The organism is Dietzia sp. 2505 (genome assembly GCF_040546785.1).
In the GTDB taxonomy this organism is placed as follows: Bacteria; Actinomycetota; Actinomycetes; order Mycobacteriales; family Mycobacteriaceae; genus Dietzia.
In genome coordinates, this window is record NZ_JBEPON010000004.1 from 297,823 (window position 1) to 312,344 (window position 14,522).

At 71.7% G+C, this 14,522-nt stretch carries 13 protein-coding genes; 7 read left to right on the forward strand and 6 right to left on the reverse strand.

The annotated features are described in order from the left end of the window. Positions 1-5: 5 nt before the first annotated feature. Complete coding sequence (gene hrpB / locus ABIE38_RS10430) at positions 6-2,570, reverse strand: ATP-dependent helicase HrpB (protein ID WP_354055999.1); 2,565 nt, start codon at positions 2,568-2,570, stop codon at positions 6-8. Between the two features lie 230 nt (positions 2,571-2,800). Between hrpB and ABIE38_RS10435 the strand changes: the two genes are divergently transcribed. Further along, entirely contained in the window at positions 2,801-5,449 is a 2,649-nt protein-coding gene (locus ABIE38_RS10435; RefSeq protein WP_354056001.1) for an ATP-dependent Clp protease ATP-binding subunit, read from the forward strand. Between the two features lie 94 nt (positions 5,450-5,543). On the opposite strand, the gene ABIE38_RS10440 is transcribed toward ABIE38_RS10435, so the two are convergent. Continuing rightward, positions 5,544-6,068, reverse strand: coding sequence for a flavin reductase family protein (locus ABIE38_RS10440; protein WP_354056003.1), 525 nt, complete (start codon positions 6,066-6,068; stop codon positions 5,544-5,546). A 63-nt stretch (positions 6,069-6,131) separates the two neighbouring features. After that, entirely contained in the window at positions 6,132-7,307 is a 1,176-nt protein-coding gene (locus tag ABIE38_RS10445; RefSeq protein ID WP_354056005.1) for an ROK family transcriptional regulator, read from the reverse strand. A 149-nt stretch (positions 7,308-7,456) separates the two neighbouring features. Between ABIE38_RS10445 and ABIE38_RS10450 the strand changes: the two genes are divergently transcribed. The 4 genes from ABIE38_RS10450 to ABIE38_RS10465 are packed head-to-tail and all read left to right on the forward strand — an operon-like array spanning position 7,457 to position 11,425. Next, a complete protein-coding gene (locus tag ABIE38_RS10450; RefSeq protein ID WP_354056007.1) occupies positions 7,457-8,737 on the forward strand; it encodes an LLM class flavin-dependent oxidoreductase in 1,281 nt (426 codons plus the stop codon). A 20-nt stretch (positions 8,738-8,757) separates the two neighbouring features. Further along, on the forward strand, positions 8,758-9,612 hold the full coding sequence (locus tag ABIE38_RS10455) for an ABC transporter permease (protein ID WP_354056008.1): 855 nt from the start codon (positions 8,758-8,760) through the stop codon (positions 9,610-9,612). A 29-nt stretch (positions 9,613-9,641) separates the two neighbouring features. Beyond that, positions 9,642-10,376: an ABC transporter ATP-binding protein gene (locus ABIE38_RS10460; protein ID WP_354056010.1), complete on the forward strand. Its 735-nt coding sequence runs from the start codon at positions 9,642-9,644 to the stop codon at positions 10,374-10,376. After that, a complete protein-coding gene (locus ABIE38_RS10465; RefSeq protein ID WP_354056012.1) occupies positions 10,373-11,425 on the forward strand; it encodes an ABC transporter substrate-binding protein in 1,053 nt (350 codons plus the stop codon). The genes ABIE38_RS10460 and ABIE38_RS10465 overlap by 4 nt, the downstream gene beginning before the upstream one ends. Positions 11,426-11,444: 19 nt before the next feature. On the opposite strand, the gene ABIE38_RS10470 is transcribed toward ABIE38_RS10465, so the two are convergent. The 3 genes from ABIE38_RS10470 to ABIE38_RS10480 are packed head-to-tail and all read right to left on the reverse strand — an operon-like array spanning position 11,445 to position 13,083. Continuing rightward, positions 11,445-11,837, reverse strand: coding sequence for a DedA family protein (locus tag ABIE38_RS10470; RefSeq protein WP_354056014.1), 393 nt, complete (start codon positions 11,835-11,837; stop codon positions 11,445-11,447). Positions 11,838-11,865: 28 nt separating this feature from the next. After that, positions 11,866-12,174 carry an antibiotic biosynthesis monooxygenase family protein gene (locus ABIE38_RS10475; protein ID WP_354056016.1) on the reverse strand — a complete coding sequence of 103 codons (309 nt, stop codon included), beginning with the start codon at positions 12,172-12,174 and terminating at the stop codon, positions 11,866-11,868. Between the two features lie 39 nt (positions 12,175-12,213). Further along, complete coding sequence (locus ABIE38_RS10480; protein ID WP_354056018.1) at positions 12,214-13,083, reverse strand: HhH-GPD family protein; 870 nt, start codon at positions 13,081-13,083, stop codon at positions 12,214-12,216. 38 nt (positions 13,084-13,121) lie between these two features. On the opposite strand from ABIE38_RS10480, the gene ABIE38_RS10485 reads away from it, so the two are divergent. Together ABIE38_RS10485 and ABIE38_RS10490 are read left to right on the forward strand one after the other, a co-directional pair. Beyond that, a complete protein-coding gene (locus tag ABIE38_RS10485; RefSeq protein ID WP_179524500.1) occupies positions 13,122-13,775 on the forward strand; it encodes a carbonic anhydrase in 654 nt (217 codons plus the stop codon). A gap of 56 nt (positions 13,776-13,831) precedes the next feature. Continuing rightward, entirely contained in the window at positions 13,832-14,482 is a 651-nt protein-coding gene (locus tag ABIE38_RS10490; RefSeq protein WP_354056020.1) for a hypothetical protein, read from the forward strand. The last annotated feature ends 40 nt before the right edge of the window (positions 14,483-14,522 follow it).

The window sequence follows — 14,522 nt, forward strand, 5'->3', positions numbered from 1 at the left end:
GATCCTCAGCGTCGGCGGTTGGTCCGACGAGTGGGTTCGGCGCCCATCGGGTCCTCCGGCCACGGGTGTCGGGGATAGCGGCCCCGCATCTCCGCCCGCACGCCGGGATAGGCCTCGCGCCAGAAGAACTCCAGGTCGCGGGTCACGGCGAGTGGCCGTCCGGCGGGGGAGAGCAGATGGACCGTCACCGGTACCCGTCCGTCGCAGATCCGGGGTGAGGCCGTCCACCCGAAGCACTCCTGCAGCTTGACCGCCAGCACCGGCGCCGCGTCGGATCCGGGTTCCGGGTAGTCGACGCGGTACGACGACGAGCTGGGCACCTGTAGGCGTTCGGGCACCAGATCGTCGAAACGGGTCGCCTCCGGCCACGGGAGCAACCGCCGCAGCGCGGGGCCGACTCCGCGTCCCACCGGCTTCCCGCCACGCGCGAGGGCCTCGACCTCCGGTCCGAACCACTCGGTGAGCCGGCCTGCGAGCGCCTCGTCCGACACCTCGGGCCAGGGCGGTCCGAGCTCGCGGTGCGCGAAGGCCAGTCGGTGCCACAGGCGTAGAGCCTCGTCGTCGGGTCCGAGTGCGGCCAGGCCGTCGGACCGGACGGCGGACGCGACGGCCGACACGGCGGCGGCGGGGCCCGGCCGCACGGGGGTGACGGAGAGTTCGATCGCCCCGAGCCGTCGGATCCGGCGACCCGTCAGCGCGCCGCCCGAGAAGGTGGCCGTCTCGTCGTCGTCGAGTAGTCCCGACGCCGCACGCTCGGCTCCCTCCCGGTCCAACGGGGCGGCGGCCCGGATCACGGCGCCCGCCTCCCCGGCGGCCCGTCCGGACGCCCGTGCGACCTCGGCCACCGCGAGCCACTCGTGGCCGGCGAGGGCGGACCCGGGCGGGAGGACCGCCCCTGTGCCCGACGCGAAGGTGTACTGCCCGCCCCGGCGGCGTGCCACCCGATCGGGATGGGCCAGGGCGACGATCAGGCCGACGGCGTCCTCGAGCGGAATCCCGCCCGGCCCGCCACCGGTGCGGACCACGCGTTCCAGGCGGCGGGCCTCGCGCTCCCAGGTCCGGTGGTCCGCCGCGCGGCCCCCGCGCAGTGCGCGCAGGTCCGCCACGAGGTCGCCCGCGGGGGAGCGGCGGCCCGAGGTCAGCAATGACACCACCTCCGCCGCCATCGCGCGACCGACCACAGGGGCGCCGTCGAGCAACGCACGCGCGTGCCGCGGGTCCGCGGGAACACGGGCCAGGTCGCGCCCCCGGCCGGTGGCGCGGCCCGCGGCGTCGAGCGCACCCAGGTTCTGCAACACCGACTGGGCTCGGTGGATCTCCCCGGACGGTGGGGGGTCGGGCAGCGCCAGCCCCTCGCCCCGCGGGGCGCCCCAGCAGGCCACGTCCAGGGCGAACGCGGTCAGGTCCGAGGTGGCGATCGCCGGTGTGCGGTGCGCCGGCACGCGCGAGAACTCGTCCTCGGACAGGCAGCGCACCGCGATCCCCGGGCCGAGACGGGCCGCGCGGCCCGAGCGCTGCACGCAGGAATCGCGCGAGGCGGACACCGTGACCAGCCCCGTCATGTCGCGGGCGGCGTCCCTGCGGGGCTCGCGGCTCAGGCACGCGTCCACCACCACCCGCACCCCGGGGACGGTGAGGGAGGACTCCGCCAGGTCGGTCGAGACCACCACACGGGGGCGGGGTCCGGCCGCGCCCCGGCCCGGGGTCGGGTCCCCGCGGCCGGATCCCGAGACCGCCCGGTCCTGCTCGGCCGCGTCGAGCCCGCCGTGGAGGGGGAGGACCTCGACGCTCCCGCCCAGCCGCGCCGTGAGCGAGCGCACCACGCGATCGATCTCGCGCACCCCGGGGAGGAAGACGAGGGTGTCCGACCCGCTCGCGGTCACCTCGTCGGCCGTGACGGCGGCCACGTGGTCGAGGAAGCCGTCGGTCACCCCACGGGAATCCAGACGGGGCACGGGTGGAGGGCTGTAGCGGATCTCCAGGGGATGCAGGACGGCCGGGATGTCGATCACCGGTGCCGCGGCCTCCGTTCCGGCGCCGCCCAGCAGGCGCGCGAAGCGACCGGCCTCGACGGTCGCGGACATGGCCACCACGGGCAGGTCGTCGCGGAGCTGGCGCAGCTCGCAGAGCAGGGCCAGGGCGAGGTCGGACTCGACGTCCCGCTCGTGGACCTCGTCGAGCACCACCGCCGAGGTCCCGGGCAGGTCCGGGTCGGCGATCAGGCGCCGTACCAGCACCCCCGGGGTCACGAATTCCACGAGGGTGTCCCGGCCGACGCTGGAGTCCCCGCGCACGGAGTAACCCGCCAGGGTGCCGACCCCCGTCCCCGTCAGCGCCGCCAGTCGTCGCGCCGCCGAGCGGGCGGCCACCCGTCGGGGCTGGGTGACGACGACCCGTCCCGCGATCCCGTCCACCGAGGCGACGGCCGGTGGGGCGAGGGTGGTCTTCCCGGTGCCGGGCGGGGCCTGGACGACCGCGGTCCCCCTGGTGGCGAGGGCGTCCCGGAGGGCGGGCAGCGCGGCGGCGAAGGGCAGTCCGCGGCCGATCCGGTCCAGATCGAAGGGGGTCACGTGCCCGGCCCGTCCACCCGTGTCATGTCCACGACCCTAGGCGCCGACGGCGGAAGTACGTCCCCCAGCGCACGGATCGGCCGCGTTCGCTGTCGGCGTACACGGATCTGCAATGGTTCCCCGACCTGCCGCGTTGAACCCTGGTGACGGACCCGCTCCCGCTCCTGCGGTGCAGCGCGTCAGACACGGCCACTAGAGTGGACGAAACCCGAGGAATGTGAGGTAGCACGATGTTCGAACGGTTTACCGACCGCGCGCGTCGCGTCGTCGTCCTGGCCCAGGAAGAGGCCCGGATGCTCAACCACAACTACATCGGCACCGAGCACATCCTGCTGGGTCTCATCCACGAGGGCGAGGGAGTGGCCGCCAAGGCACTCGAGTCCCTGGGGATCTCGCTGGAAGCGGTGCGGAGTCAGGTCGAGGAGATCATCGGCCAGGGCCAGCAGGCGCCCAGCGGGCACATCCCGTTCACGCCGCGGGCCAAGAAGGTCCTGGAGCTGAGCCTGCGCGAGGCGCTGCAGCTCGGCCACAACTACATCGGCACCGAGCACATCCTGCTCGGCCTCATCCGTGAGGGCGAGGGCGTCGCCGCCCAGGTGCTGGTCAAGCTCGGAGCGGACCTCACCCGGGTCCGCCAGCAGGTCATCCAGCTGCTGTCGGGTTACCAGGGCAAGGAGGCCGAGGCCACGGGCGCCCCCGCAGGCACCGGCGGTCGCGAGTCCGGTACGCCGTCGTCCTCGACGGTGCTGGACCAGTTCGGCCGCAACCTCACGCAGGCCGCCATGGAGGGCAAGCTCGACCCGGTCGTCGGCCGCGCCAAGGAGGTCGAGCGCATCATGCAGGTGCTCTCCCGGCGCACCAAGAACAACCCGGTGCTCATCGGCGAGCCCGGCGTGGGCAAGACCGCGGTCGTCGAGGGTCTGGCTCAGGCCATCGTCAACAACGAGGTTCCCGAGACCCTCAAGGACAAGCAGGTCTACTCGCTCGACCTGGGGTCGCTGGTGGCCGGTTCGCGCTATCGCGGTGACTTCGAGGAGCGCCTGAAGAAGGTGCTCAAGGAGATCAACCAGCGCGGCGACATCATCCTGTTCATCGACGAGATCCACACGCTCGTCGGCGCGGGTGCCGCCGAGGGTGCGATCGACGCGGCGTCGATCCTCAAGCCCAAGCTGGCCCGCGGTGAACTGCAGACCATCGGCGCCACCACGCTCGAGGAGTACCGCAAGCACATCGAGAAGGACGCGGCGCTCGAGCGTCGTTTCCAGCCGGTGCAGGTCCCCGAGCCCAACGTGGAGCTGTCCATCGAGATCCTCAAGGGTCTGCGGGACCGCTACGAGGCACACCACCGCGTCACCATCACGGACGCCGCCCTGGCCGCGGCGGCCCAGCTCGCGGACCGGTACATCAACGACCGCTTCCTGCCGGACAAGGCGATCGACCTCATCGACGAGGCCGGCGCCCGCATGCGGATCAAGCGGATGACCGCTCCGCCGGACCTGCGTGAGTTCGACGAGAAGATCGCGGAGGCCCGCCGTGAGAAGGAGTCCGCGATCGACGCGCAGGACTTCGAGAAGGCCGCAGGCCTGCGGGACACCGAGAAGAAGCTCATCGCCGAGCGCTCGGAGCGCGAGAAGCAGTGGCGTGCGGGCGACATGGACGTGGCCGCCGTGGTCGACGAGGAGCAGATCGCGGAGGTCCTGGGCAACTGGACCGGGATCCCCGTGTTCAAGCTCACCGAGGAGGAGACCACGCGTCTGCTCCGCATGGAGGACGAGCTGCACAAGCGGATCATCGGCCAGGAGGACGCCATCAAGGCGGTCTCCCGGGCCATCCGCCGCACGCGGGCCGGGCTCAAGGACCCCAAGCGGCCCTCGGGTTCGTTCATCTTCGCCGGTCCCTCCGGTGTCGGCAAGACGGAGCTCTCCAAGGCGCTGGCCAACTTCCTGTTCGGCGAGGACGACGCGCTCATCCAGATCGACATGGGCGAGTTCCACGACCGTTTCACCGCGTCCCGTCTGTTCGGCGCACCTCCCGGGTACGTCGGCTACGAGGAGGGTGGCCAGCTCACGGAGAAGGTCCGGCGCAAGCCGTTCTCTGTGGTCCTGTTCGACGAGATCGAGAAGGCCCACTCCGAGATCTACAACACGCTGCTGCAGGTGCTCGAGGACGGCCGTCTCACCGACGGGCAGGGTCGCATGGTGGACTTCAAGAACACCGTGCTGATCTTCACCTCCAACCTGGGCACGAGGGACATCTCCAAGGCGGTCGGGATGGGCTTCCAGTCCTCCGACAACACCGAGGACGCCTACGAGCGGATGAAGCAGAAGGTCAACGACGAGCTCAAGAAGCACTTCCGGCCCGAGTTCCTCAACCGCATCGACGAGATCGTGGTGTTCCACCAGCTCACCAAGGATCAGATCGTGGAGATGGTCGACCTCATGGTCAGCCGCGTCGGCGTCGCGCTCAAGGCCAAGGACATGACCATCGAGATCACGGATCGGGCCAAGGAACTCCTGGCCAAGCGGGGTTTCGACCCGGTACTGGGTGCGCGGCCGCTGCGTCGCACTATCCAGCGCGAGATCGAGGACACGCTGTCGGAGAAGATCCTCTTCGGCGAGGTCGCGGCCGGCGAGCTCATCACCGTCGACGTCGAGGGCTGGGACGGCGAGTCCGACAAGACGGAGGACGCCAGGTTCACGTTCACCGGTGTCCAGCGCCCTGACGCCGGGTCCCGCGAGGGTGAGGAGATCACCGCGAGCGTCGCACCCACCGGTGAGGCCGGCCCGGGTGACTCGCTTCCGCCGAGCTCGGGCGGCTTCGGTGGCGCAGCCCCCGGCGGCCCGTCGGGTAGCGGTGGGGCGGCTCCCGCCACCACCTAGGCCGGACCCGCAGCACGGACACCAGGCGGCCCCCGCTCTCTCGAGCGGGGGCCGCCTCGTCGTCTGCCGATCTCGTGGTCAGTCGGTCTCGTTGTCAGTCGTGGGTCGTGGGCACCGCACGGAAGCCGCCGTCGAGCACCACGAGCGGATCGCCGGGATTCTCCTCGTCGAACCAGGCGTCCAGCAGCCTCGCCACCACCAGGACGTGGTCGCCCGCCGGGACGAGACGGTCGAGGGCGACCCGGAGTCGCGCCCGCCCGCCGTGGAGTAGTGGTTCACCGGTCTCGGCCCGGGTCCACAGGGAATGGTCGGCGAACCGGAGGTGGGAGGGGCCGGCGAACCGGAGCGCGAGTGGCCGATCGGCCTCGCCCAACAGGTGGATCACCGCGGTCCGGGCATCGAGCACCGCCGCCAGGCTGGACGACGAGATCCCGACGTTGAAGCTCACCAGGGCGGGCTCGGACGACAGGCTGGTCGGCGATGACGCGGTGAATCCCACCGGTCCGTCGGCGCCGTCGAGGGTGATGATCGTGACTCCGGCGGGATGCATACGCATCGCCCGCCTGTGGGTCTCCGCCGAGACGGACTGGTGAGCGGTGGACAGGCTTCGGTGGGTCATACGAGGAGTCTGTGGGTGTCCGCTACGGATGTCGAAGATAACGGTCGCGATGACCGGAAAGGGTCAGGACACCGACTGCAGCCTCGACAGCAGCGCGGTCGTGGGGTCCGCCGAGATGGTGTCGAGCGCCACCGCCATTGCCGCCAGCTGCTGGATCCGCCCGCCCGCCGTCGACACCCTGAGTTCGGGTCCCCCGCCTGCGAGCGGGGTCTCCCGTGAGGCTCTCAGGATGGGGCCCAGGTATCGCGGGTGGTCGGTGAAGGCCTGGCCGCAGAGCACCACCGAGTCCGGGCGGGTGATGGCCGAGATCAGCCCGACCAGGCGACCGAGGATCGTCGCTCGCTCGACCAGGATCGCGTCGGCGATCGGATCGCTGTGTGCCCGGGCCGCGAGCTCCGGCACCGACCCCACGGTGATCCCGCGGGTGGCCGCAGCCCGGACCAGTCCGGAATCGCCCACCACGTCAAGGAGGCCACCCCCGCGGTCGTCGAGGTAGGTGGTCGGGCCCACGGGGAGGTGGGCGAGTTCAGCCGAACCGGCCCGTGGCAGGTGGACGGCGCCGTCGATCACGAGGGCGGAACCCAGATGCTCCCGCGCGTAGACGACCAGGGTCGTGCCCCTGTGGGACTCGTGCCCCACGAGCAGCTCCGCCGCGGCCATCGCCTCGACGTGGGGGGCAACCGAGAAGGGCACCCCGATCCGATCGGCGAACAGGTCCGCCACCGGAACGTCCCGCCACCCCAGTAGGTCGTGGTCGATCCTGCCCGGAGAGGTGATCCTCGCGGCCGTGGCCACGCCGCCCCAGACGAGCCGGCGGTCGCGGTGGCCGTCGAGGAGGCGGAACGCGATCGCGGACAACTCGTCCGCGAGCACCTCCGGGTCCCGGCCCGGGGTGGGGACCGCGAACTCGGACAGGATCCGGCAGGCGAGGTCGCTGATGGCGACCACGCAACGGCTGAGGCCGATGTGGACGGCCACCACCACGGGCCCGGTGGGATCGATCTCCACGGGGATACTCGGCCGGCCGACGGAACCGTCGTGCATGAGTTCGGGCCGCTCGCGGATGACCCCGGAGGACAGCAGCGCGGCCGTGGCCCGTCCGACCGTCGCCACCGACAGGCCCGTGGACGCCGCCACCTCCGGACGGGTCACCGGCCCCCGGAACCGGATCGTGCGCATGACCCGGGCCGAGGTCACGTCGGACAAACGCAGGTCAGGGGCGGGTGAACGGGGCGTCATGGGGCGAGGGTAACACAGCATATAGACCGATCGGTCTAGTACGGTTATGTGTTTCCCTCCCGGTGACGCCAATTGTGGCCCCCCGTCTCCGTCGGGCCGCACGATATGTCGGTCCGCACTCCGACCCGAGACACCTACAGGAGCCGTCCGTGGCCACCGACCCGACTCATCCGAACCCCGACCAGACGGGGTTGCACTTCCACTGGTTCCTGCCCACCTACGGGGACTCGCGCAACCTCGTGGCCGGGGGTCACGGCACGTCGATGGCGGGGGACCGCCCGGCGACCCTTTCGTATCTGCGGCAGATCGTCGGGGCGGCCGAGCACAACGGGTTCGAATCCCTCCTCACTCCCACCGGCGCCTGGTGCGAGGACGCGCTGATCACCACCGCACTGCTCGCCGAGTCGAGCGACCGCATCAAGTTCCTCGTGGCGTTGCGCCCGGGGCTCATGAGTCCCACCCTCGCCGCGCAGATGGCGACCACCTTCCAGTGGCAGACCGGCGGCCGCCTGCTCCTCAACGTGGTCACCGGAGGCGAGTCCCGCGAGCAACGCGCCTATGGAGACTTCCTGGACAAGGAAGCGCGATACGCCAGGGCGGACGAGTTCCTCGACATCGTCCGAGGACTCTGGAGTTCGGAGGACCCGCTCTCCTACAGCGGCGACCACCTCGCCGTCGTCGATTCCGTCCTGGCGCGTCGACCGGACCCGGCGCCGCCGATCTTCTTCGGCGGTTCCTCCGCGGCCGGTATCCGCGTCGCCGCCCGCCACGCCGACACGTACCTGACCTGGGGCGAACCTCCCGCCGCCGTCGCCGCGAAGCTGGACCGGGTCCGGGACGCCGCGGCCGTCCACGGCCGGACACCCTCGTTCGGGATCCGGCTCCACGTGATCTCCAGGGACACCTCGGAGCAGGCGTGGTCCGAGGCCGATCGCCTCCTGGCGGGGATCGACCCCGCGGACGTGGCGCGGGTGCAGGCCTCGCTGGCCGCCAGCGAATCAGAGGGCCAGCGCCGGATGCTCGACCTGCACGGTGGCCGGACCGAGTCCCTCGAGGTCTCGCCGAACCTGTGGGCCGGAGTCGGCCTGGTCCGCGGGGGCGCGGGTACCGCACTCGTCGGCTCCCACGAGGAGGTCGCTGACCGGATCGCCGAGTACGCCGACCTGGGTCTCACGCACTTCGTCCTCTCCGGCTACCCGCACCTGGAGGAGACGTACACCTTCGGGGAGGGCGTCCTGCCCGTCCTGGCCCGTCGTGGGTGGTGGACCCCGGGTGATCGGCACCGAGAGACCGTGTCGGTTCCGTTCGCCACTGCCACAGCCCCAGCCCCACCCGGCACCGACGCGGCGACAGCCGCCACCGGCGCGCCCACCACCGACGCCGCGGGAGCCGATATCCGGTCCGGCGAACCCGCCACCGTCGGCGGGTGACGAGACGAGGAGACCTCACCATGACCACCGTTCTCGCCTCCACGCCGACGGGCGCGCCTGAGGTACCTGCCGGCCCGACCACGAAGAGCCCGGCTCCCGGGCGCGGCCCTGCCGGCCGCCGGCGGACCCGCCGCCGGACCACCTGGCTGCGCTGGCTCAGTCCCGTCGTGCTGATCCTGATCTGGCAGATCGCCGGCGCCACCGGCATCCTGCCGGAGCGAATCCTTCCCGCCCCGCAGCTCATCGCCTCCTCCGCACTGGAGCTCATCGCCTCCGGCGAACTCGCGGACGCGCTGGCCGTCTCGAGCGTCCGCGTGGTCCAGGGGTTCGTCCTGGGGGCCGTGGCCGGACTCGTCCTGGGGGTGGTCGTCGGCACCTCGCGGATCGCGGACGCCCTCGTCGATCCGCCGCTCCAGATGCTCCGCGCGTTGCCGCACCTCGGCCTGATCCCGCTGTTCATCCTGTGGTTCGGCATCGGCGAGACCCCGAAGGTGCTGCTCATCGCACTCGGTGTGGTTTTCCCGATCTACCTCAACACGGCCTCGGGCCTGCGTCAGGTGGATCCCAGGCTGCAGGACATGGCGACGGTGTTCGGCTTCAGCCGACGCCAGCGACTCACCGAGGTGATCCTGCCGTCGATCGCGCCCCAGGTCCTGGTCGGCGTTCGGCAGTCGCTCGCTATCGCCTGGTTGACGCTCATCGTGGCCGAGCAGCTCAACGCCACCAACGGCATCGGCTACCTCATCATGAACGCCCGCGACTACTTCCGGATCGACGTGATCATCGTCGGCCTGGTCGTGTACGCGCTGCTCGGCATCCTCACGGACGCGGTGGTCCGCGTCGCCGAGGCCCGCGCGCTGCGCCACTACCGGTGACCACCGACCACTACCCAGGAGACCTGACCATGACCACCACCCTCGCCCCCGCGGGCGCGCTGCGAGGTGTCACCCGCAGCTTCGGCGACACCGTCGTTCTCCGAGAGCTCGACCTGATCATCCCCCGCGGCGACATCGTCGCGCTGCTCGGTCGGAGCGGTAGCGGCAAATCCACCGCGCTGCGGATCCTCGCAGGACTGGACCGGGAGCTCGACGTCGGGAGCGTCCACATCGAGGGCCCCCCGGCCGTCGTGTTCCAGGACTCCAGGCTGCTGCCCTGGCGCACAGTCGCCGAGAACGTCAGGCACGGCCTCAACCGGGTCGACGTCGGACGCGGGGAGAAGTCCGCCCGGGTCGCCGGGATCCTCTCCGAGGTGGGGCTCGAGGGCCGCGAGGGCGCCTACCCGGGGGAACTCTCCGGCGGGCAGGCGCAGCGGACCTCGCTCGCCCGGGCACTCGTCGCCGAGCCGTCGCTGCTGCTCCTGGACGAACCCTTCGGCGCGCTCGACGCCCTCACCCGGCGGACCATGCACCGCCTCCTGCTGCGGTTGTGGGCCCACCACGGGCTCGGGGTCCTGCTGGTGACGCACGACGTCGACGAGGCGGTGGCCCTGGCCGACCGAGTGCTCGTCCTGGACGACGGCGTGGTCGGCCACACCGAGACCATCGACCGACCCCGCGGCGGGGGCGAGACGAGCCACCACCGCCGCTGCCTACTCGACGCGCTGGGCGTCGACCACACAGACGAGGACTATTCGATATGACCACGACACTCTCCCCGATCCACCGCCGACCCGCGATCCCTGTGGCGCTGCTCGCGCTGGCGCTGATCGTGCTGCTCGTGGGCGCAGGGTGCGCCACCCGCGACTCGGAGGCCGCGGCACCCGTCCCCGACCGGGTCGACCTCGCGGGCCTGTCCGACCTCGTCCTCCGGGTGGGTGACCAGAAGGGCGGCACCCAGGCTCTGCTCACCGCGGCGGGACAGCTCGACGACCTGCCGTACGAGGTCGAGTTCTCGACGTTCACCTCCGGGCCGCCGCAGGTGGAGGCGCTCAACGCCGGGCAGATCGACGTGGCCGTCACCGGTAACACCCCGCCGGTGTTCGGCGCGGCCGCCGGGGCGCGGGCGTCGATCGTCTCCGCCTATGCCAACGGAGGGGAGGGGGATCAGATCCTCGTCCCCGGGGACTCATCAGTACAGACCGTGGCCGACCTGGCGGGCCGCACGGTCCTGGTGGCCAAGGGGACCTCCGCCCACGGGCATCTCCTTCTCCAGCTCCGCAGGGCCGGGGTCGCGCCGGAGTCCGTCGAACTGGTCTTCCTCCAGCCGGCCGAGGCGGGTTCCGCGTTCTCCCGCGGCGACGCCGACGCCTGGGCGATCTGGGACCCGTACACGGCCATCACGCAGACCACCACCGACGCCCGGACCATCGCGACCGCGGAGGAGGCCTCCAACGGATTCTGGTTCGGCCTCGCCTCCCACGACGCCCTCGCGGACGCGCGCCGCCAGACCGCGATCGCGGACTTCCTGGTCCGGTTGGCCGAGGCGGGGACCTGGAGCGCGGAGAACCCGGCGCAGTGGGCCGCGTTCTACGGTGAGGCGGTGGGGTTGACCCCCGAGGCCGCCGAGCTCTCGCAGAGTCGCAGCACCCGCCGACCGGTGGCGCTGGCGGACACGGTGGCCCGCGAGCAGGAACTCGCCGACGTCTTCACCGAGGACGGGCAGATCGCCTCCGTCGACGTGGACTCACTGGTCGACGACAGGTTCCAGGACGTGCTCGGGCCGGTGGTCGGGCCGCTGCCCGGGAGCTAGCGGACCAGGCCCGGCCGGTCTACGAGGTGATCCCGGACCAGAGCGAGGTGATCGCGGCCCAGCCGACCATCCCGACGGTGGAGTAGAGCGTCGCCCACATGAGGCCACCCACGGTGACCGCCGGCAGGTACCGGGTCAGAGGCATGCGCGTGAACCCGGCGGTGAAGTTGATCGCCGTCTGCACGCCCACGGTGAGGAAGGACAGCGGCACCGCGATCACCCCGTAGCGCGCGGACAGCCGCTGGGCCCGCTGCATGTGCCGCCCGTCCAGGTGGCGAGCGGCCTTCCTGCTCAGCCTGCCGCCGCTCAGCGCGCCCCGGCCGAGCCAGTAGGTGGCGTTGGCGCGCAGCATGACGATGACGAACAGCGCGCCGAACGCGATGGCGAACGGCTGTTCCGAGATCCGGTCCATGAAGGCGCGGGGGCGGTGGCGGGCCCGGTCAGGCGGAGGGCTTGACGTCCATCACGACGTCGAACTCGAGGAGGTTGGCCCCCTCGGCGACGGGCTTGCCCTGCTGGCCGGCGTGGGCGGTCCGGGCGTCGCCGTCACGCCATGCGGCGAAGGACGCCTCGTCCTGCCAGGTGGTCACCACGAAGTAGCGCTCCTCTCCGGCGGTGGGGCGCAGCAGCTGGAAACCGAGGAAGCCGGGGGAGTTCTCCACGGTGTGGGCGCGCTCGGCGAAGCGACGCTCGAGCTCGGCGCCGGCCTGGGGCGGCACGGACAGGGCATTGATCTTGACGACGGCCATGTAGGTGAGCCTACGCTTTGGTGCCGCGGTCCCGGCCGGTCAACCCGGCAACGAGTACACGTCCCCGGCCCGCACCATCAACCCGTCGGCCACGAGCGACTCGAGTGCGCGTCCGCGCTGGACCGGGTCCGGCCACACCGCGTCCAGGCGGTCCCGGCCGGCGGTGCCGTCCCCGTCGCGCAGGACGTCGAGGAGCAGGCCGCGCACCTGGCGGTCGGTCCCGGCGAAGGTCTGGGTGCGGCGCCGCGGCCCGTCCCACTCGGGCCTGCCGGCGGCGAGCCACGCGCACGAGGGGGCCAGCGGGCAGTCGTCGCACCGCGGCACCCGGGCGGTGCAGACCAACGCCCCGAGCTCCATCAGGGCCACGGAGAAGGCGACCGCCAGTTCGCGGCCCGACGGCAGAAGGGCGTCGACCGCCGCGAGATCGCGTCGGGTGGACGGCGGTCCGGCCTCGGCCGCGCCGCCCACAGCGCGTGCGACCACCCGTCGCACGTTGGTGTCGACCACCGGGACGCGCTTCCCGTGGGCGAAACACGCCACCGCGCGGGCGGTGTAGTCACCCACGCCCGGGAGCGCGAGCAGGGCCTCGACGTCGGTGGGGACCTCGCCGCCGTGTCGTTCGACGACGACGAGGGCACACTCCTGCAGTCGGAGGGCGCGGCGGGGATAGCCGAGCTTGCCCCACATCCGGATCACCTCGGCGGGGGATGCCGCGGCGAGCTCGGCCGGGCCGGGCCACCGCTCGAGCCACGCCCGCCAGGCCGGTTCCACCCGTGCCACGGGGGTCTGCTGGCTCATGACCTCGCAGAGCAGGATCTCCCACGCGCCGACACCCGGGCCGCGCCAGGGCAGGGGGCGGCCCGCATGGTCGAACCAGGACAGCAGGGCGGAGGTGTCGACGGAGGTCACCGTGTCTCCGCGGGAGCGGGGTGTGCACAATATGAGCCATGCCTCATACCGATCCCATCAAGGCCTGGGCCTCGCTCCGCGACGGCAACCATCGATTCGTCGAAGGGCAGATGCGTCATCCCAGCCAGAATACCGAGCGGCGGGAGAAGCTCGTCGCGGCTCAGCACCCCAAGGCCGTACTGTTCGGCTGCTCGGACTCCCGGGTGGCGGCCGAGATCATCTTCGACCAGGGTCTCGGGGACCTCTTCGTCATCCGCACCGCGGGCCACATCAGCGACTCGGCGGTGCTCGGCTCGATCGAGTACGCGGTCCACGTCCTGGAGACCCCGCTGATCGTGGTGCTCGGTCACGACAGTTGTGGCGCCGTCAAGGCCACGGTCGACGCGCTCAACACCGGTGAGATCCCGCCCGGGTTCCTGCGTGACGTGGTGGAGAAGGTCTCGCCCTCGATCCTCAACGGTCGCCGCGAGGGGCTCAGCACCATCGACGATTTCGAGGCGCGCCACGTCCTCGAGACCGGCGAGCTCCTGCAGCAGCGCTCCAAGATCATCAGTGACCGGATCGACGCGGGGCGGCTCGCGATTGTCGGTGTGACCTACAAGCTCTCCGACGGGCGCGCGTATCTGCGCAGCGCGTTGGGGGAGGTCGAGGACACCCCCCACGGTCCGGGTGAGGAGATGATCGCGGTCTAGGGACACGCCGCGAGGGGGATCCGGCGCGGCGCCCCCTCGGCCCTAGAGTTGGGCCCGTGCACGAACCCCAGGGCTCCCTACCGCGCGAAGTCTATGTGCGTCGCCGCGTCGCCGCCGTCGCCATCGCGGTCGTCGCCGTCCTGGCCGTGGTGCTGGCGCTGTTCCTGGCCTCCAGGGACAGCGGGACGGACACCCAGGATTCGGCGGCGGGCGGCGAGGTCGACTCGGCCGAGGCGGCCACCACCTCGGAGACCACGACGACCGGGACCACCGCCCGGGACGACGGCGGTGCCTCGCGGGGCCGGTGCGCGGACGAGGACCTGAGTCTGGAGGTCTGGTCCGCCGAGCCCAACGTCCCGGTCGGCGAGGACGTCCGGTTCTTCGTCAACATCCTCAACACCTCGGACACGACGTGCGACCGCGATCTCTCCGAGGCGCCGCTGTCCTTCGAGGTCTACCGTCTGGACACCAACGTCAAAGTGTGGTCGAGCATCGACTGCACGACCCCCCGCGAGGACGACGAGGTTGACCTCCGCCCCGGTGAGCCCGAGCCGCGCCAGATCGACTGGACAGGCCGCCGGTCCGCGGAGGGCGCCTGCTCGGAGGCCGATCGGACCCCGGTCGAGGTAGGCGCCTACCAGGTGTACGCGCTGGTCGGGAACGTCTTCAGCCCGGCGGCCACCTTCAACGTTGTCGAGGGCGACTGACCTCCGACGTTCGTGAGGCCGACCGACGCCGCGTCAGGTC

Bases quoted from the DNA above. Each gene is read 5' to 3' on its own strand.
- ABIE38_RS10435 (WP_354056001.1), top strand. From the start codon at position 2,801: ATGTTCGAACGGTTTACCGACCGCGCGCGTCGCGTCGTCGTCCTGGCC.
- ABIE38_RS10440 (WP_354056003.1), bottom strand. From the start codon at position 6,068: ATGACCCACCGAAGCCTGTCCACCGCTCACCAGTCCGTCTCGGCGGAG.
- ABIE38_RS10445 (WP_354056005.1), bottom strand. From the start codon at position 7,307: ATGACGCCCCGTTCACCCGCCCCTGACCTGCGTTTGTCCGACGTGACC.
- ABIE38_RS10455 (WP_354056008.1), top strand. From the start codon at position 8,758: ATGACCACCGTTCTCGCCTCCACGCCGACGGGCGCGCCTGAGGTACCT.
- ABIE38_RS10460 (WP_354056010.1), top strand. From the start codon at position 9,642: ATGACCACCACCCTCGCCCCCGCGGGCGCGCTGCGAGGTGTCACCCGC.
- ABIE38_RS10465 (WP_354056012.1), top strand. From the start codon at position 10,373: ATGACCACGACACTCTCCCCGATCCACCGCCGACCCGCGATCCCTGTG.
- ABIE38_RS10470 (WP_354056014.1), bottom strand. From the start codon at position 11,837: ATGGACCGGATCTCGGAACAGCCGTTCGCCATCGCGTTCGGCGCGCTG.
- ABIE38_RS10475 (WP_354056016.1), bottom strand. From the start codon at position 12,174: ATGGCCGTCGTCAAGATCAATGCCCTGTCCGTGCCGCCCCAGGCCGGC.
- ABIE38_RS10485 (WP_179524500.1), top strand. From the start codon at position 13,122: ATGCCTCATACCGATCCCATCAAGGCCTGGGCCTCGCTCCGCGACGGC.